16 protein-coding genes are annotated in these 18474 nt (G+C 73.0%); 13 read left to right on the plus strand and 3 right to left on the minus strand.

All coding sequences use genetic code 11. From position 1 onward, the window contains the following. Positions 1 to 18: 18 nt before the first annotated feature. The 7 genes from JNB62_RS03650 (at position 19) to JNB62_RS03680 (ending at position 6460) form a co-directional block, all read left to right on the plus strand. A complete protein-coding gene (locus JNB62_RS03650; RefSeq protein ID WP_220299503.1) occupies positions 19 to 882 on the plus strand; it encodes a metal ABC transporter permease in 864 nt (287 codons plus the stop codon). 45 nt (positions 883 to 927) lie between these two features. Then, positions 928 to 1350, plus strand: coding sequence for a Fur family transcriptional regulator (locus tag JNB62_RS03655; protein ID WP_220299504.1), 423 nt, complete (start codon positions 928 to 930; stop codon positions 1348 to 1350). Beyond that, complete coding sequence (locus JNB62_RS03660; RefSeq protein ID WP_220299505.1) at positions 1337 to 2410, plus strand: permease; 1074 nt, start codon at positions 1337 to 1339, stop codon at positions 2408 to 2410. Before JNB62_RS03655 ends, JNB62_RS03660 begins: the two co-directional genes overlap by 14 nt. After that, positions 2403 to 3311, plus strand: a complete 909-nt coding sequence (locus JNB62_RS03665) for a TIGR03943 family putative permease subunit (protein WP_220299506.1) — start codon at positions 2403 to 2405, stop codon at positions 3309 to 3311. Before JNB62_RS03660 ends, JNB62_RS03665 begins: the two co-directional genes overlap by 8 nt. Beyond that, positions 3301 to 4722: a hypothetical protein gene (locus tag JNB62_RS03670; protein WP_220299507.1), complete on the plus strand. Its 1422-nt coding sequence runs from the start codon at positions 3301 to 3303 to the stop codon at positions 4720 to 4722. Before JNB62_RS03665 ends, JNB62_RS03670 begins: the two co-directional genes overlap by 11 nt. A gap of 47 nt (positions 4723 to 4769) precedes the next feature. After that, positions 4770 to 5462: a DNA-3-methyladenine glycosylase gene (locus JNB62_RS03675; RefSeq protein WP_220299508.1), complete on the plus strand. Its 693-nt coding sequence runs from the start codon at positions 4770 to 4772 to the stop codon at positions 5460 to 5462. Positions 5463 to 5524: 62 nt separating this feature from the next. Continuing rightward, on the plus strand, positions 5525 to 6460 hold the full coding sequence (locus tag JNB62_RS03680; RefSeq protein WP_220299509.1) for a hypothetical protein: 936 nt from the start codon (positions 5525 to 5527) through the stop codon (positions 6458 to 6460). Between the two features lie 17 nt (positions 6461 to 6477). Here the strand turns inward: JNB62_RS03680 and JNB62_RS03685 are convergent, their stop codons facing one another. Continuing rightward, positions 6478 to 11712 carry an SCO7613 C-terminal domain-containing membrane protein gene (locus JNB62_RS03685; RefSeq protein WP_220299510.1) on the minus strand — a complete coding sequence of 1745 codons (5235 nt, stop codon included), beginning with the start codon at positions 11710 to 11712 and terminating at the stop codon, positions 6478 to 6480. Between the two features lie 357 nt (positions 11713 to 12069). Here JNB62_RS03685 and rpmB point away from each other — a divergent pair, with 357 nt between their 5' ends. The 4 genes from rpmB to JNB62_RS03705 all read left to right on the plus strand — a co-directional run bounded on the left by rpmB (position 12070) and on the right by JNB62_RS03705 (position 13988). Continuing rightward, positions 12070 to 12306: a 50S ribosomal protein L28 gene (gene rpmB / locus JNB62_RS03690; RefSeq protein WP_141896204.1), complete on the plus strand. Its 237-nt coding sequence runs from the start codon at positions 12070 to 12072 to the stop codon at positions 12304 to 12306. Continuing rightward, positions 12306 to 12476 carry a 50S ribosomal protein L33 gene (gene rpmG / locus JNB62_RS03695; protein WP_018173550.1) on the plus strand — a complete coding sequence of 57 codons (171 nt, stop codon included), beginning with the start codon at positions 12306 to 12308 and terminating at the stop codon, positions 12474 to 12476. Before rpmB ends, rpmG begins: the two co-directional genes overlap by 1 nt. Positions 12477 to 12479: 3 nt before the next feature. After that, positions 12480 to 12785 (plus strand): 30S ribosomal protein S14, encoded by a 306-nt coding sequence (gene rpsN / locus JNB62_RS03700; protein ID WP_018173549.1) that lies wholly within the window; start codon positions 12480 to 12482, stop codon positions 12783 to 12785. Between the two features lie 114 nt (positions 12786 to 12899). After that, positions 12900 to 13988, plus strand: coding sequence for an alpha/beta hydrolase (locus tag JNB62_RS03705; protein ID WP_220299511.1), 1089 nt, complete (start codon positions 12900 to 12902; stop codon positions 13986 to 13988). A 247-nt stretch (positions 13989 to 14235) separates the two neighbouring features. Here the strand turns inward: JNB62_RS03705 and JNB62_RS03710 are convergent, their stop codons facing one another. Continuing rightward, entirely contained in the window at positions 14236 to 15072 is an 837-nt protein-coding gene (locus JNB62_RS03710) for an alpha/beta hydrolase (protein WP_220299512.1), read from the minus strand. A 140-nt stretch (positions 15073 to 15212) separates the two neighbouring features. Here JNB62_RS03710 and JNB62_RS03715 point away from each other — a divergent pair, with 140 nt between their 5' ends. Beyond that, on the plus strand, positions 15213 to 15797 hold the full coding sequence (locus JNB62_RS03715) for a TetR/AcrR family transcriptional regulator (protein WP_220299513.1): 585 nt from the start codon (positions 15213 to 15215) through the stop codon (positions 15795 to 15797). 114 nt (positions 15798 to 15911) lie between these two features. On the opposite strand, the gene JNB62_RS03720 is transcribed toward JNB62_RS03715, so the two are convergent. Then, positions 15912 to 17855: a right-handed parallel beta-helix repeat-containing protein gene (locus tag JNB62_RS03720; protein ID WP_220299514.1), complete on the minus strand. Its 1944-nt coding sequence runs from the start codon at positions 17853 to 17855 to the stop codon at positions 15912 to 15914. 299 nt (positions 17856 to 18154) lie between these two features. Here JNB62_RS03720 and JNB62_RS03725 point away from each other — a divergent pair, with 299 nt between their 5' ends. Further along, complete coding sequence (locus JNB62_RS03725; RefSeq protein ID WP_018173542.1) at positions 18155 to 18442, plus strand: HU family DNA-binding protein; 288 nt, start codon at positions 18155 to 18157, stop codon at positions 18440 to 18442. The last annotated feature ends 32 nt before the right edge of the window (positions 18443 to 18474 follow it).

An 18474-nucleotide genomic window follows, 5' to 3' on the forward strand; every position in this document is an offset into this window, starting at 1 on the left:
AGTGAGCGAGGTGCACGAATGAACTGGGGCGACATCGCCGACGCCATGTTCGGCGGTCTGCCGTACTACGGCGAGATCCTGGCGCTCGTGTCGAACTCGGTGTGGGCCGGCGCGGTGCTGGGCCTCGTGGGCGGGCTCGTGGGCGTCTTCGTCATGCAGCGCGACATGGCGTTCGCCGTGCACGGCATCAGCGAGCTGTCGTTCGCGGGGGCGGCGGCCGCGCTGCTCATCGGCGTGGACGTCGTCACCGGCTCGATCGTCGGCTCGATCGTCGCCGCCGCCATCATCGGACTGCTCGGCGCCAAGGCGCGCGACCGCAACTCGATCATCGGCGTGCTGATGCCGTTCGGCCTGGGTCTGGGCATCCTGTTCCTGTCGCTGTACGACGGGCGCAGCGCCAACCGCTTCAGCCTGCTGACCGGCCAGATCGTATCCGTGCAGACCGGGCAGCTGGGCTGGCTCATCGCCATCAGCGCCGTCGTCCTGCTGGGGCTGCTGCTCATCTGGCGGCCGCTGCGGTTCGACTCGCTCGACCCGCAGTCCGCCGCCGCGCGCGGGGTGCCGACCACCGCGGTGTCGCTCCTGTTCATGCTGCTGCTCGGGCTCATCGTCGCCGTCGCGGTCCACATCATCGGAGCGCTGCTCGTGATGGCGCTGCTCGTGACGCCCGCCGCCGCAGCGATGCGGGTCGCGTCCGGACCCCTGTCGGTCCCGTTGCTGTCGGCCCTGTTCGGCTTCGTGTCCGCGGTCGGCGGCATCCTCCTCGCCATCATGGGCACCCTCCCGGTGAGCCCGTACATCACGACGATCTCGTTCGTCATCTACGTCGTGTGCCGCCTCGTCGGCGCCCGCCGCGGCCGCGTCACGCGGGCGACCGCATAGCCGGTGCCCGGCTCGCGTCCAGGGGGCACCGGTAGACTCCCGGCCATGGTCCAGCGCAACACGTGGCAGCGCGAACGCGTGCGCGAAGCGCTGACGGACGCCCGCGGATTCGTCAGTGCACAGTCGCTGCACGCGACCCTCCGCGACGAGAACACGGGCATCGGCCTGGCCACCGTGTACCGAGCCCTCGCCGGGCTCGCCGCGCAGGGCGAGGCCGATTCGCTGCAGAGCCCCGAGGGCGAGGCGCTGTACCGCGCGTGCGTCAGCGCAGGGCACCACCACCACCTCATCTGCCGCTCGTGCGGACTGACGGTCGAGATCGAGGCCACCGACGTGGAGCAGTGGGCGCGCGCCACCGCCGAGCGCCACGGCTTCCGCGACGCCGAGCACGTCGTCGACATCTTCGGGCTGTGCGCGGCCTGCGCCGCCACCGCCGACTCGCGCGCCGAGAAGCGTGACGCGCACTGATCCGAGCCCGCGGCGCGCGCCGGAGCGGTACGAGCCGGTCACCGCGCGCCTCGGACCGTCGCCGCAGGCCCGCGCGCTGCTGTGGCTGCTCATCGGCCTCGCCGTCGTCGCCGGCCTGTTCCTGATCGACTGGCTCGCGCCGACGCTGTTCCCGGCATCCCTCCCCACCCGCGCGCAGGACGGCCTGACCCTCGCGATCAGCGTGCTCATCGAGTCGCTGCCGTTCGTGGCGCTGGGCGTGGTGCTGTCGATCGTCGTGCAGGTGTGGGTGCCGCCCGGCGTCATCGAGCGATGGATGCCGCGACGCGCGTGGGCCCGTCGCGCGGTGCTGTCGCTCCTCGGCATGATCGTGCCGGTGTGCGAGTGCGGCAACGTGCCGTTCGCGCGCGGCCTGCTCATGCGCGGCTTCTCGGTTCCCGAGACGCTGACGTTCCTCATCGCGGCGCCGATCGTGAACCCCATCGTCATCATCACGACGCACCAGGCCTTCGGGTTCAGCGACGGCATCCTGGTCGCCCGCATCCTCGGCGGGTACGCGATCGCCAACCTCATCGGGTGGCTCTACTCGCGGCATCCGTCGCCCGACGCACTGCTGACCGACCGCTTCCGCGACACGTGCGCCCTTCGGCAGGCTCAGGAACCGGCAATCGGACCGGGCGGCAAGTGGCGGCGCACGATCGCGCAGTTCGTCGTCGAGCTGCGCGCCGTCATGCCCGCCCTCATCATCGGCTCGGCGCTCGCCGGAGCGGTGCAGGTGCTCATCCCGCGCGAGGCGCTCCTGGCCATCGGCTCGAACCCCGCGCTGTCGATCGTCGCGATGATGCTGCTCGCGATGGTGGTCTCGATCTGCTCGAACGTCGACGCGTTCTTCGCGCTGTCGTTCGCGTCGACCTTCACGCCGGGGTCGATCGTCGCCTTCCTGCTGGTCGGACCGCTCGTGGACGTGAAGATGCTGGCGCTGCTGCGCACCACCTTCACGTGGCGCACCCTCGGGGGCATCGTCGCGGTCGTCGTGCTGTCGGCCTTCGCGATCGGAGCGGCGGTGAACCTCCTTGCGTAGGTCGGGATACATCGGCACGCGGTGGCTGGGCGTCGGCCTGGCCGCGGTGCTCGCCGTCGTGACCCTCGGGCTGGCCGTGACCGGCCGGCTGGGGCTGTACATCAACCCCGACTCGGCCTGGTTCGCGGTGTCGATGTCGGTCTTCCTGCTGCTCGGAGCCGTCGCGTCGTTCGCCCTGCCGCTCGGCGCCGAGGCGGACCACGGCCACGACCACGGCGGCCACCACGGCGACACCGGATCCCGGTCGTCGAGCGAGCGGGGGTCGAGCGAGACGAGACGCCCCGTGCGCACGGACAGCCTCGTGCCGGACCGCGTCTCATCTGCGGGCGTCCGAGCGCCCTCCGCTCAGCGAGCGGGGGCTGAGCACGCCCACGACCACGAGCACGACCACCCGCGCCACCCGCTCGCGTTCGCGGCGACGGTGGCGGGCGGGGTCGCGGCGTCGGGCGTCGTGGTGCTGACGCTCGTGCTGCCGCCCGCGTCGCTGAGCGCCGAGCTCGCGATGTCGCGCGACGTGGGGGCGACGCCGCTGTTCGGCGGCGCCGACACCATCCAGCTGGCCTCGACCGGCGACACGTCCGCGTTCGGCGTCGGCGAATGGGCCACCGCCTTCGCGACGGCCACCAACCCCGACGCGTTCGACGGCGATCCGGTGCAGCTCACCGGATTCGTCACGCCAGGAGCCGACGGAGGCTTCGACCTCACGCGGCTCGTGATCACCCACTGCGTCATCGACGCGCAGCCGGCGAGCCTGCCGGTGGTCGCCGCGTCGGATGTGCCCGACACCGGCCAGTGGGTCACCATCACCGGCACGGTGCGCTCGTCGTCCGACGGCCGGCTCGTGGTCGACGCCGCGCAGGTGGACGAGATCGCGGAGCCCGAGGACCCGTATGAGTACTGAGCAGCCGACGCGTCGCGCCCGCGCGCAGCGTCGGCGCGGTCGCACGTTCGCCGCGAGCTTCGGGATCGTGCTGGGCGTCCTCGTCGTGCTGGGGCTCGGCGGCGCCGCCGCCAGCGTCGCCCAGGGTCCTCGTGTGACGGACGTCTTCGTCGATCCCGCGGCGGCGGCCGCGGCATCCGGATCCCGTCTCATCGTCACCACCACGCAGTCGCTCGCCGACGTCGATCCGTCGCAGGTGACGGTGAGCCCCGAGACTCCGTTCCAGGTCGACACGTCGGGACGCAGCGTCGGCGTGAGGTTCACCCTGCCGCTGTGGGACGACACCGAGTACACGGTGAAGATCGCCGGCGTCGCGTCGCTCGGCGGCGGCCCGACCGCGACGCTCACCGAGACGTTCCGCACGCCGAAGGCCCAGGTGTACCTGCTGCAGCGCGGCGCGGACGGCGGCGACCTCATCTACCGCACCGACCTCAGCGGGCAGGAGGCCGTACCCGTCTTCCGGCACGACCACATCGAGGACTTCCGGGCCACGGCCTCGCATCTCGTCGTGTCGGTGCGCACCGATGACGACGAGGCGGGGCTCATCGTCACCGACCTCGACGGCAAGGATCAGCACGAGCTCCCCCTGCCCGGCGACGGGTACGTGTCGAACCTGCAGAGCGCCGACCGCGGCGACCGGATCGGCTACACGTTCTCGGACGCGCAGCTGACCGCCGACTCGGGGCGCGAGAGCCGCCTGTACACCGCCTCGCTCGGCGATCCCGCCGCCGACCCCGTGCCGATCGAGGTGCAGGGTGCCGATCCGCGTGTCGCCGAGTGGCGCTTCGTGCCCGACACCGACAGCATCCTGCTGCTGTCGTTCGACGGCTCGCTGCTGCTGACGGGGTCCGGCGGCTCCGATTCGGCGACCGCCCTGGGCGTCGCCCTGGGCCTCGACGGCATCGCGCGCGGCTCGAACGAGGCCGTCGTCGACCGTGCCGATCACGCCGCGGTCATCGACCTCACCGACGCGAGCGAGCAGCAGCTGGTGGCCCCCGACCACGACCTCGGCGGCACGACGTCGGTCACGCCGCTGCCGGACGGGTCGACGATCCGCACCGCCGCGGTGCTCGATGCCGACGGCATCCCCACCGGCCGCACCTCGGTCGCCCTCGTCGCGGCGGACGGCGCGACGCGCATGCTCACCGAGATCGACGACACGGATGCCGTCCTGCAGGTGTGCGTGTCACCCAGTGCGCGCTACGCCGCGGTGCTCGTGGCGCCCGACGCCGTCACGAACGCGTACGACACGTACCAGCTGCCGCTGCCGGAGCGGCCCGAGACGCGGGTGCTCGAGATCTCGGACGGCGCGCAGGTCGTCGCGCTCAAGGGCTCGTCGATCTCGTGGTGCCAGGTGCCGCCGGCGGCGTGACCCGGGGTTCAGGCCTGCGTGTCGGGGCGGCGACGTAGACTCGCGCCATGGTGCAGGAGAGGTGGCGGGCGGCGACGCGTGCCGACCTCGAGGGACTCGCGTCAGAGGTCGCGCCCCGGCTGCTCGGCGCGCGCCTGACGACCGTGGTCGGCGGCGAGACGGTGGCCGTGCGGATCACCGAGGTCGAGGCGTACCACGGACGCGGCACCGGCCCGGTGCCCGACCCCGGCTCGCACGCACGCATGGGCCCGACGGCGCGCAACGCCACGATGTGGGGCGAACCCGGTCACCTGTACGTCTACCTCAGCCACGGCATCCACTCATGCGTCAACGTCGTGAGCGGGCCCGAGGGGGTCGCCGGCGGCTGTCTGCTGCGCGCCGGCGAGGTGATCGAAGGAGTGGATGCCGCCTTCCGGCGCCGCCCGGCTGCCCGGTCGGTGCGCGACCTCGCCCGCGGACCCGGGCGATTCGGCGACGCCATCGGCTTGCGGCATCCGGTCCACGACGGCATCGACGCCGTCACCGGCGCGCCGTGGCACGGCGCCGTGGCGCGGCTGGAGCTGCTCGCGACGCCCCTCGCCGAGGTGGCGGCGGGGCCCCGCGTGGGCGTGGCCGGCGTGGCCGGCACCGAGGTGTTCCCGTGGCGGTTCTGGGTGCCGGGCGACCCGACGGTGTCGGCGTTCCGCTGGGGCCGCGGGGCCCGCGAGGCATCCGTGGCGGGGCTCTCACCGCATTCATAGGATCCGCTGATCCGGCTCTTGAGCGCGCTCCCTAACGTCATGGCGCGAGCGGAAGGAGCGGAATGGCGCCGGTCAAGGTCGACAGGAGCCTGCTCGAGGGCATGACCAAGCGCGAACGTCAGGCGTTCGTGCGCGAGCTGGCCCGGCAGGAGCGGGAGCGGCAGGCGCGGCAGCGCCGACGGCGGCGCGTCCTCGGGTGGTCGGCGGCCGGCGGTGTCGTCGTGCTCGCGGTGGCCGGTGGGATCACGGCGGGCGTCGTCTCGGCGGGCAACGCCGCGGCCGCCGAGGCGGCCAAGAAGGCCGAGGCGGCCGCAGACGCGGCACGTGGTCCGGCGAACATGCTCACGGACGGACTGCTGCTCAAGAGCGCGGGCGACGGGTCGACCGTCACGCCGGTCAGCACCGGCGCTCTCGAAGGCGGTGCCACGCCGACCACGAGCGCGTCCGAGGTCTCGACGACCGGCGTGCTCGACGTGCAGCTGTACGTCGACCCGACCTCCGCCGACGCCGCGACGTTCTGGGCGGCCGACGGCGCGACGCTCCAGAGCGGCCTCACCGCCGGCGACCTGACGCTCGAGCTGCACCCGATCGCGCAGACCGGCGGTGACGACGCGCTCGCCGCGGTCGCCGCCTTCGGCTGCTTCGCCGCGCTGCAGCCCGATGCCGCGCTCGCCGCCTGGAACGCGATGCTGCAGGTCGGCATCGACGGCGCGGCGACGGGCACGACCCTCACCTCGGGCGACCTCTCGGGGGTGATGGTGACGGCCGGCGCGACCGACGATGTCGTGAGCTGCGTCGACGACGGCACCTATGCGGAGTGGGCGGATGCCGCCAGCACCCGCGCGACGACCTCGATCCCGTACGCGACCGAGGCCGCTGCGGCCACGTCCGGCGTCACGGTCGTCGCCGCGGGCTCGGTGTACACGGGCTCCCTGAGCGATGCCGCGGCCCTGTCGTCGTTCCTGGCGGACGCGCTGGCTGCGGCCACGGCGGGCTGACCGCGCCTTCGGGCGTCTCAGCGCAGCGAGGTCACCGCCGTGATCGCTGCGCGCAGCTGCTGGATGCGACGCTCGTAGCGTGCGGCGATGAAGATGAGCACCGCGCCGCCGATGCCCAGCCAGAGCCACCAGGGCACGGCCACGTACGTCGTCGAGATCCAGGGCCACAGCTGCGCGACGCCGTGCACCAGCACGACGGCCGCCCCCATGACCAGGGGCGCCTGCAGCCTCCGCACCGCCCCGACGACCACGAGCGCGACGGACACCAGCCCCAGGGCGACGACGCGCCACAGCTCGGTGTCGCCGACGAAATCGCACAGCAGCGAGGGCAGCAGCAGGAGGGCGAGCCACGGCCCCAGTGCCGGCCACGTGCGGGACTCGGGACGGACCCGCAGCGTGCGCGCGCCATAGGCGAGACCCGCGAGAGCCGCGGGCAGCGTCACGAGCTCGACGGGGTCGACGCCGAAGCCGAAGAAGGCGATCGCGCCGAACGCGGCCGCGGTCACCGCCGCCACGACAGCGAGGACGAGGCCGAGGCGGTCGCGCCGCACGGCCCCCACCCAGGCGGCCGCGCTGAGGAGCGACATGGCGACGGCCGCCCGGAGGCCGTCGAACTGCGACTGCGTCGAGAGCAGGTACGACTCGGCGAGCGCGAAGAGCACGCACGCCACCGCGAGTCCGGCGCCGACCGCGAGCGAGACGACGCGGGCGGGGGTGGCGCGCAGCGCGGCCAGAGCGACGGCGGCCGTGATCGCCGCACCCAGGACGACCCACAGATCCGCCTCGAACCCCGGCACGTGCGCAACGGCGGCGAAGCGCAGGCCGCACGCGATCGCGACCAGGACGACGCCGCCCGCGGCGAGCACCGCTGCGAGCCGCGCCCAGCGGCGCAGCCCCAGCACCGCAGCGCCGGCCACTCCACCGGCGCCCGCGAGCGCCAGGGTCACGGCGGCCGCGGCGGTGTCGGCTGCGGCGTCCCGCACGAGCGCGACGGCCACGACGGCGATCCCGACGGCGCCGAGCGCCGCCGCGGCGCGCGCGACCGGCAGCCTCACTGCCGTCGCCGTCAGGATCACCGCGACGACGACGGCTCCGGACGCCGCCACGATCGCCGCTGCGGCGGCACCGGCGAACCCGGCGTCGAAGAGGGCGCGCAGCCCCATGGCGAGCGCGGCCGCCGACAGGATGACCGCCGACGGCACGCGCACGCGCCATGCGTCGGGGATCGGGGTGGCCGCGATCGCCGCGGCGACCAGCAGCGCGATGCCGATGAGCAGCCATACGCGCGCCGGCTCAGGCGGCGCGATCAGGCTCGGCAGCGTCGCGACGACGAGGGCCGCCGCCCACACCCACTGCTCGCCCGCCGGCCAGGTACTCCCCGCCCGCCGGCGGCGCAGCACGGCGAGCACGGCGCCCGCCCCGAGGGCGGCGGCGACGGGGAGCATCGCGAACTCGATCTCGCGAGCGCCGCCCGCGAGCACCGACACCGCCGCGACCAGCAGGGCGCCCCCGAGCGCCGTCCAGCGCGTGCCGCGGCCGAACGGCACCCGGTCCACGGCCGCCGACGCCACGTGCGCCGCCAGCAGCAGCGCCAGCGCAACGGCCACGACGAGCCCGTCGTGCGCGAACCCGAGCACGCCGACGGCGGCGATCCCGAGGGCGATCGGCGGGACCACGACGGCGTACCCGTGCGACGACGCGCGCGCGGGACGGGCCAGCGAGAGGCCGACGGCGGAGGCATAGGCGACGGCGGCGAACAGTGCGAGCCACGCGACGCGCCAGGTCGAGGCATCCGGATCCCACTCGGTCACGCGGTCGACCGCGACGACGCCGACCGCCGCCAGGGCGACGGTCGCACCGACCACGGACGGCGGGCGGGTGACGCGCAACGGGGTGAGCGTCAGCACCAGGCACACCGCCGCTGCGACGGCCGCGGTGACCGAGCCGCGCAGCACCGCTTCACGGTCGGGCAACGCGCCGAACACGAGGGGCATGGCGCCGTCGGCAAGCACCGGCACGACCAGGCCGGTCAGCAGCCCGGCGCCGAGGGCGACGCTCGCCTCGATGCGCCGGCGCAGCCGCACGAGCACCGCCGCGAACACCACGAGGGCGACCGCAGCCGGGACGCTGTACGACTCAGCGGTGTAGGCCGCCCCCGGGGTGCCGGCATCGAGCCATGACCACCACGCCGCGCCGGCCGAGACCACGGCGGGCCACGCCAGCAGGCGCCGCGGGGCGGCCGTCACCGCGACCCCGGTGCGGCGCGTCGCGAACGCGTCGTCGGCGGGGTCGACCGCGGCCGGCGCGATCCAGCCGCGGGTGAGGGATGCCGCAGCCCATGCGACCGCGGCCAGCACGAGCAGCGCCCACACCAGGTCGGCGCCGATCCCCCAGACGACGCACGCGCCCGTGAGGAGGGCACCCAGGTCGGCGGCCGTGCGCGGACGCAGCGGCCGGAGCGGCGCCGGCGCGGCCGCCGGAGCCGGCGCGGGGAAGGGCACGACCGCCGGCGCGGCCACCGGTGCCGGTGCGGGGAAGGGCGTGGCAGCCGGCGCGGTGGTCGTGGTCGCCACGGAGGGCGAGGCGGGCGATGCAGCGGCCGCCGACGTCGGGTCCGCGTCGGGCGTCTCGGGCGTCTCGGGCGTCTCGGCCGTCGGCCGCGGACGCAGCAGCGCCGCGAGTCCGCCGGCCAGGACGACCAGCACGGGCCCCGCCGCGAGGACCAGCGTCGCCCAGCCCTCGTCGCCCGCGCCCGCCATGTCGAGCGCCGCGTGGGCGATCGCGGCGAGGGACGGGGCCGCGAGGATCGCCGCCGCCGGCACCGCGTGCCCGCGCAGGCGGGTGCGGCCGAGGACGATGAGGCCGAGGAGAGCCGTCAGGGCGACGCCGCGCACCAGTGCGAGTACGGGTTCGCCGATCGCGGCGAGGAGAGCCGTGGTGGCGGCATCCGTCGCGACGTCGTCGGCGCCGGCGACGAGGATCCAGACCAGCGTCAGGGCGATCAGCGCGTACCCGGCGACCGCGAGGCCGGCCCGGCTCGCGGTGTCGAGCCGCGTGAACGCGGCCACTGCGAGCGTTGCCAGCGCCAGCCACTGCAGCAGCGCCAGCGCGACCGCCGGGCCGGACCCCGACAGCCCGGTCGCGGCTCCCAGTGCGGCGGGCGCGATCACCGCGGCGACGATGCCGACGCCCACGGGCGCCACGGCGAGCACGATCGCGAGCGCCCCGTCGGCGCGCCGGGCCACGTGCAACGCGATCGGGTACACGAGGGCGACGACGACGGCGACGACCCAGAGCCAGGGCGCCGTGGTGCCGGCGGCGAACGCCGTGACGGCCGCGATGGCACCGGCGGCGCTCCATCCCTCGACCGCGCCGCGCCGCGACCGCAGACCGGCTCCGGCCGCCACGACGGCGGCACCTGCGGTGAGGGCAGCGGCGCAGACGAGCACCGCGGGCACCGTGGTGTACGCCGCCGCCAGGAGCAGCAGCACGACGACGGCGACGGCACGCACGTCGCGCAGCACCGGTCGCGCGAGCGACGGGGCGGCGAACAGCACAATGCCGAGGACGACCGCCGTCACCGCCGGGAGGAACGGCGCCTCGGGCGCCGACGGGGCGAGGGCGACGGCATCCGTGCGCCACAGCGTCCACCCGGTCGACATCGCCGCCACCGCCGGCACGAGCCACAGGACGAGTGCGCCGACGAGCGACGCGACGGCCATGACGTCGGCGACCACCGCCGCCGGGAGCAGGAGGCGGGAGCCGCGACGCGAGCGCACCAGATCGAGCGCGACGGCGACGGTCGCCGCGAGCACCGGCGCCACGAGCAGCCAGAGGACCGGCTCGTCGACGCGCCAGGCGAGCTGCCAGCCGGCGACGGCGACCGCGGCGGTCGCGACACCCGACGCGACGCCCGAGACGATGCGCGCCCCCGGAAGGCGATCGACTCCATGACGCGGCCGCGCGAACCATGCGTGAGCTGCGCCGACCACCGCCACCGACGCACTCGACCACACCACCACGCCGGCCGCGTCGCCGGTCGCCACGGCGGTCGTGACGACCGCGCCGATCAGGGAGGCCACTCCGGCCACGGCGAGCACCAGACGCTCGGGATCGCCGGCGGCGCCCCGTCGGGCCGACGAGAAGGGCGCGGGGAGCGCGTGCGCGAGGCCCCCGACGGCAGCGCCGATCAGACCGGCGGTCATCGCCTCGCCGGCCGGAGCGTCCCACAGGCCGCCGACCAGCAAGCCGACGCCCGCCGGCAGGGCGAGCGAGGCTGCGAGGTCCGGACCGCGCAGGCCCGACACCCGCGCCCAGACGCGGCAGACGACCGCCACCGCCAGCGCGGCCACGCCCGCGTAGACGGCGGCGTCGGTCGCGGCCGTGCCGAAGAGGTCGTTCGCGCGCACGGCCCACGCGTCCAGCGCGATGAGTCCGACCCCGAGCGCCCCGATCCCCTCGGCGGTCGCCCCGAGATCCCGCCGGCGCAGCCACGACGCCAGCACGATCGTCGCCAGTGTGATCCCGCCGATGATGAGGGCCCGCACCGCGATCCCCGCCACGAACCATGCCAGCAGCAGGAAGAACACCGCCGCGACGCCGACGAGCGAGACGCCGACGATCAGCAGCAGGACGGGCACGGTGAGCCGGCGACGCGGGTGAGCCGCGGCATCCGCACCGGCCGGGGCCGGCGGGCCGGGCTGCGCGGGCGCGGGTGCGGGCGCGGGTGCCGGCGCCGCGGATGCGGGTGCCGCGGGCGCGGGTGCCTGCGCTGAGGGCATGGGTGACACAGGGGTCGGAGCCGACGTCGGCGGCGTCTGCGCCGGGAGCGCCTGAGCCGCCGCGCCCGCAGCCGCCGCCTCCACCTCGGCGGCAGGAGCCGCGGTCGCCGCGGCCGGAGCCGACGGCTGCGCGGCGGCCACCATCACGCCGTCCGTGCTGACCAGCCCGACCGTGACGGCGGTGCCGGCGACCGTGGCCGGCGCGAAGCCGCGGGCCGCGGCATCCACCCCTCCGACCGGGGCGGCGGACTGCCGGATCTCGTCGATGAGGCGCTGGCGCGCCAGCTCGGTGTCGAGCAGGCGCCGGCCGAGCTCGAGCACGCGCGGGGCGCGCGCATCGGTGAGGAAGAAGCCGCACGACGGGCAGACGGGAGCCGAGACGACGGTGAAGCACGACGGGCAGCGGTGTGCGTCGGCGAAGTCGTACGGCGACGACGGCCAGATCCGTGTGGCGGCACGCGGTTCGGTCATCTCGATCCTCTCGTCCGGCGAGTGAGCAACATGGTCCCATCACGGGCGAGAGCGCGAGAAAAGTTGTCGACAACAGCAACGGCGACGGGATGCCGGCGGCCGGGGTTTGGATGTCGTCCCCAGAGCCATTCCGGCCCCGGAATATGCGCTGACCGGGAGTTCGCCCCTGCGATCGGGTTGCGCTGTCAAGGCCGACACGCCGTGCGTGCTAGACTGACTCTTTGTCTGCGCGCACTCCAGCACGCAGTTCGCATCCCACACCTGATCCGGGCCTTCGCGGGCCGGCTCGAACGCGGGGTGCAGACAAGGGATCTTGGGTGGGGCCGTCCGGCCTCACGGTACTAAGGAGACATCACTATGGCAGCAGTGTGCCAGGTGACTGGAGCAGTTCCCGGCTTCGGTCACAACATCTCGCACTCGCACCGCCGGACGAAGCGCCGCTTCGACCCGAACGTGCAGAAGAAGACCTACTACGTTCCGTCGCTGGGCCGCAACATCAAGCTCAACGTGTCGGCCAAGGGCATCAAGGTCATCGACGCCCGCGGCATCGAGGCGGTCGTGCGTGACCTTCAGGCGAAGGGTGTGAAGCTCTAATGGCCAAGAAGGCACAGGACGTCCGTCCGATCATCAAGCTGCGTTCGACCGCCGGCACGGGGTACACCTACGTGACGCGCAAGAACCGCCGCAACAACCCCGACCGCATCGTGCTCAAGAAGTACGACCCGGTCATCCGCAAGCACGTCGATTTCCGAGAGGAGCGTTGATCCATGGCTAAGAAGAGCAAGATCGCGCGCAACAAGCAGCGCCAGGAGGTCGTCGACCGCTACGCCGCCAAGCGCCTTGAGCTGAAGAAGGCGCTCGTTTCGCCGACGTCGACCGACGAGGAGCGCGAAGCCGCTCGCGTGGGCCTGCAGAAGCTGCCCCGCAACGCGTCGCCGGTCCGCCTGCGTTCGCGTGACGTCATCGACGGTCGCCCCCGCGGTGTCCTCACGAAGTTCGGCATCTCGCGTGTCCGCTTCCGTGACATGGCGCACCGTGGCGAGCTGCCCGGCGTGACCAAGTCGAGCTGGTAAGCCTCACAGGCCGCTGAGCCTGTCGATGCGAAGGCCCGGAGTTCCTCGGAACTCCGGGCCTTCTGCGTTGTCAAGATCCTCGAAGGCGGCGGGCGGGAGCGGCAGGATGGTGCCATGCGCCTCGACCCGTTCTTCGACGAGCGCCTGCGTGTGCATCGCAAGTACATGTTCGACCAGGCCGTCGGTGTGCTGCGCACCCGCGTCTCGGCGCTGTGGCCGTTCGGGCGCACAGCTGTTCCGACGGCCGCGTCCGCCGCACCGAAGCCGAAGCCGCAGGCCAAGGCCGACAGGGCACTCGGACCCCACGCCCGTGCCCGTGCGAAGCACCGCCGCTCCGCGCTCGCGTGGGACCGCACCGAGCTGAGCACCGTCGGGACCGCCGGGCCGGATGTGCGGATCACCGAGCACCAGGTCGCCGTGCCGGGATACCCGACGCTGCGCGTGCGCGTGTACCACCCCTCGGTCGTCGGCGATGCGCCGGTTCCCGCGGTGCTGGCGTTCTACGGCGGCGCGTTCCGCATCGGCGGCATCGACTATCCGACGACGGATGCCGCCTACCGGCGTCGCTGCGTCGACGCTCATGTCGCGATCGCGGCCGTCGATTACGCGCTCGCGCCCGAGCATCGGTACCCGACCCAGGTCGAGCAGGCGTACGCCGCGCTGGACTGGCTCGTGAGCTCGGCGGCGGAGCTGGGGGTGGACCGGAGCCGCATCGGCGTGCAGGGGATCTCGGCGGGCGGGTGCCTCGCCGCCGCCGTGGCCATCATGAACCGCGACCGCGCGAACCACCCGCTCATGCTGCAGGTGCTGGAGGTGCCGGTGGTCGACCTCACGGGCGCGCACCTCGACATCGGCGCGATGCGCGCGCTCGGCATCCCCCGCTTCCTCACGGTGCGCGAGCTGCGCTCGGTCGCCCGCACCTACCTCCCGCGTCCTCAGGACGCGCGCGAGCCCTACGCGTCGCCGCTGCGCGCCGCGTCGCACGCAGGGCTGCCGCCCGCGGTGATCTTCACGGCCGAGTACGACCCGCTGCGCGGCGACGGCGATGCCTACGGCGCGGCGCTGCGCGCCGCGGGCGTCGACGCCAGCGTGGTGCGCTACCAGGGCGTGACGCATGACACCCCGATCTTCACCGGAGCCCTCCCCGCCGCGCGCCGCTGGCACGACGACGTCGTGACCGCGCTGCGCCGCCTGCACGCCTGACCCGTCGTCCGCGCTTCCGCCCGCCTTGCGCGCCCTTTCCGCGACGGCACCACGCAGGCTCTGCGCGGTTCCCCGCAGGCTCCACGCAGGCTCCGCGCCGCTCCGTCGCGCCCGGCCCTCATCGTGCCGATCCGAATATCGGACAATCGCACGTTTTCCGGATGCCACGGCCCGAGGCATCCGGAAAACGTGCGATTCTCCGAATTCCGGAGCCGCCGAAAGGGTGTCGCGGCCCCGGAGGAGGCCGTCAGAGCGCGGCCTCGGGCTCGCGCACCTGGTGGTCGGTCGCCCAGGCGAGTGCGTAGTCCGCGACCTCTTCCCAGCCGTCCTGGCTGACGATGCGGTGGGTGCGACCCGGGTACTCCTTGTACTCGACGACGGCGGGGCTGCCCGTCTTGCGGTACTTCGCGACGATGGCCTTGCCGATCGCGGGCGGCACGACGTGGTCGCGCTCGCCGGTGATGATGAGCAGCGGGGCGCGGTCGGTGCGGCCGTAGTCGACGTGCGACGCTCCGCCCTTCTCGTTGAAGGCCGCCGCGACGCCCTCGAAGAACACGCGGTTATAAGAAGGCACGGCGTACTGCTCCCACAGCTCGTCGGAAGCGGCGCGCGTGAGGTCGTTGCCGAACGTGAAGTGGAAGTGGCGCTTGCTCAGCGGCTTCGCGCCGTTGCGGCCGAACGGGTTCGACAGGATGGGGGTGCCGGCCCACAGGGTCGACGGCGGCAGTGTGGTGATGCCCGCGGGCTGCCCGGGCGTGACGCCGACATAGGCGACGCCGAGGCCGCGGTCGGCCAGCATCTGCGTGAACAGACCGCCGAACGAGTGCCCCATGATGATCGGCTTCTCGGGGAGCGCGCGGATGATCCGCTCGTAGTGGTCGACGATCTGGGTGATCCCGATGCCCTTGAGCGCCTCGGGGTTGCGGCGGATGTCGTCGACGGTGCGGTCGTCGATGCCGGGCCACCCCGGGACGATGACCTCGTGGCCGGCGGCGCGGAAGCGTTCGGCCCACGTGTTCCAGCTCTTGGGCGTCATCCACAGGCCATGGATGAGGACGATCGGGGTCTTGGTCGAGGCGTTCATGTCGTGCTCCTTGGGTGAGGTGGTGCTCGCGTCACGTTCGGGATCCGGTGGGTCCGTCCGGTATATCCTGATGGTAGACCGAACGTTCTATCTACACAAGAGTATTCCCGCATGGCACGATGGAGAGGAACGAAAGCTCCATGACGATGACGCAGAACCCCGCCCCACGCCCCGCCTCAGCCCGTGAGCGTCTGCTCGACGCGGCGACCACGCTCTTCTACAACGAGGGCATCCACTCGGTCGGCGTCGACCGCATCATCGAAGAGGCCGGCGTTACGCGCGCCACGATGTACAAGCAGTTCGCCGGCAAAGAAGGCCTCGTGCTCGCCTATCTCGAGGGCGAGGACCAGGGACTGCGCGGGCTGTTCGCACAGGCGGCTCAGGCGTCGGACGACCCCGCCGTGCTGCTCGACCTCGTGATCGGCGGCATCGAAGCCGACATCCGCGACCGCCACACGCGCGGCTGCCCCTTCATCAACGCTGCCGCCGAGTACCCCGACGAAGGTCCCGTGCGCGAGCTCATCGCCGACCACCGCGAGTGGTTCCGCGAGACGCTGCGGCAGCTGGCCGAGGGAGCGGGGCTGCGCGACCCCGACGGCGTGGCGGCATCCCTCGTCCTCCTCCGCGATGCGGCGCTCGTCGGCGGCTACCTCGACGGGCAGGACCGCGTCGGCCCCGCCTTCGCCCGCACCGCCCGCGACCTCATCGCCGCGCACCGGGCCTGAACGCCGAAGAGGCCGGACCCTCGGGGGTTCCGGCCTCTTCGTGCAGGCGGCTGTCGCCGCAGACAGCGGAGGGAGAGTGGATGCCGGTGGCCCCGGCATCCACTCTCCACAGGCTCAGCGACGGGCGCCGGCCGTCCAGGCGGGTGCGCCGTACTGGAACGCGCCCAGGCTCGGCACCGCGTCGGTCGAGCCGTCGGTGTACGGCGGCAGCGGCGTCGCGACACCGCGCGCGGGCGAACCGGCCTGCAGACGGTAGTCGTGGTTCGCCGGGTCGACGAACAGCGGGTCGCCCTCGGTGAGGTTGTTGGACAGGACCAGTCCGCCGTCGGTGGCTCCGGCGAGCCCTCGGATCGGGCCGATGTTGTTCATCACGACGCTGCCCGTCGACTGGCCGGGTCCCTTGACGTAGAACAGCGTCATGCCTCCGGTGTTGTTGTAGACGAGGTTGTCGTGGCTGCCCGAGCCGAGGCCGTTGAGCTCCACCGTGCCCTCGGGGTTGCCCCAGCCGACGTTGTTGTGGATGCGCAGGTCGCTCTGACCGTTGTCGGCGTAGATGCCCGACATGCCGAACGGGTACACGCCGCCCGGGCGGGCGTTGGGGTCGTGCAGCACGTTGTGGTCGATCTGCGTCCCCTCCATGCGCGACGAGCAGCAGGTGTAGATCGCCGCGGTGTCGACGCTGAGGCTCGCGTAGCCCGAGATGTCGTTGTACGCGATGCGATCGGGTCCGGGGACGGTGCCCTGGACGCCGTTCCACTGCAGGTTGACGCCGCTGCGGCCCACGCGGGCCATCGTGTTGTACATGACCGTCTGGCTGTGGCCCTGCACGGCGACGGGCGCCGCATACGTGCCGGCGTAGTCGACATCCGTGATGACGTTGTCGATGGCGGTGTTGCCCCAGCCGCGCAGCGCGATGCCGTTGCCCGCGCTGTACTGGATGGTGCTGTTCTTCACGGTGTTGCCGGTGCCGTTGATCACGATGCCGGTGTCGCCGACGCCGCGCGTGACGTTCTCGCCGCAGTTGGTGGCGCCGCGCGTGACGTCCCAGTAGTGGCTGAGGTACTTCGCATCGATGCCGTCGAGCACGACCCCCGTGCTGGAGGTGCCGGTCTGCACCGACGACGCGAACAGACCGAGGCCTTCGAGATGGATGCCGGAGGCCGAGCTCAGATCGAACGCCAGCTGCCGCTTCTTCGCCTCGATGAAGTGGCTGTTGGGGTTGTCGTCGCTGTAGAGGTAGAGGCGCTTGGCGGCCGCGTCGTAGTAGTGCGCGCCGTCGTAGCCGAGCTCGCCGATCTTGCCCGACAGGCGGTACCACGTGTCGGTCGGGACGACCTTGTGGACGCACAGCGGCGCCGTCTGCAGCGTGATCGATCCGACGTCCGAGCTCGCGACGGCGCCGGTGGTGGTGATGTACCAGTAGGCGGTGAGGGCGCGGGCGCCGTTCCAGTAGCCGGCGGGGCGCGTCATCTGCGGGTCGACGATGGTGGCGTTCGCCGAGCCCGCGGCGGCACGGCGGATGTCGGGGTCGAGCAGATCGGTGCCGGGGTACGGGTACGAGGCCTCGATCGACATCGTGCCGTCGATGAACACCTGCTCCTCACCGCCCTTGGCGCCGAGGTCGACGGGCACGCTGTAGATCTTGCGGTCGGCGACGGCGGCGCTGAACAGCGAGTCGGCTGCGTACGGGTCGGCCGCCGTGATGGCGGCGAGGTCCTTCGGCAGCACGGGGGTGAAGCCGGTGAGCCGCTCGGTGCCGTTGACGACGACGTCCGCGCCGGGGGCGGCGCGGAAGGTGATCGGACGGTCGGCCGTGCCCGACGCCGTGACCGTGACCGTCTCGCGGTACGTGCCCGCGCCGATCTCGCACGTGTCGCCGGCGCCGACGACGTCGGCGCACTCCTGGATGGTGCGGAAGGCCGAGGCCGGCGAGGTGCCGTCCCCTCCTCCGCCGGCGGTCGCCGACACGTAGAGCGTGCGGGGTGCATCGGTCGGTGCGGCCGCCGCAGCACCTGCTGCCGCCAGCGCGGCCGCGAGCCCGAGGGCCGTTCCTGCCATGATCTTCCGCCGTGGGGACGGGTTCGTACGAAGCATCTTCGCTCCTATCGATGGTGAGTAATCGATAATCTATCGACGCGAAGCAGCGGTTGTCCACGGTCTCGGCCGGGCTCATTGGCCACTTTCGTCACTCTGATCACGAGACACGCGGTCGTAAACGGCAGAAATCCGCAGAAATACGCGGAACTGTCGCCCGTGTCGGGTACATTCGGGACCGGTCGATCCGACCAGCCGGGGGGCGAAGCCGTCCGGACCGAGCAATGACAGGACGGCAGTCGTCGTCTTTGGAGGACAACCACATGGCCGACAAGACCATCACCAAGACCGAGCTCGTCGCGAGCATCGCGAGCGCGACCGGCCAGAGCCAGTCCGCCGTCTCGGGCGTGCTCGACTCCCTCTTCTCGACCGTGTCCGACGCTGTCGCGGCCGGCAACAAGGTCTCGATCCCGGGCTGGCTCGCGTTCGAGCAGGTCGCCACGTCGGCGCGCACGGGCCGCAACCCGCAGACCGGCGAAGAGATCAAGATCCCCGCCGGCAAGCGCGTCAAGGTCACCGCGGGCTCGAAGCTCAAGGCTGCCGTCAAGTAATCCCGACGCAGACCTCGAGAGAGGGGATGCCG

This window comes from Microbacterium jejuense (assembly GCF_019511665.1).
Taxonomy (GTDB): domain Bacteria; phylum Actinomycetota; class Actinomycetes; order Actinomycetales; family Microbacteriaceae; genus Microbacterium; species Microbacterium jejuense_A.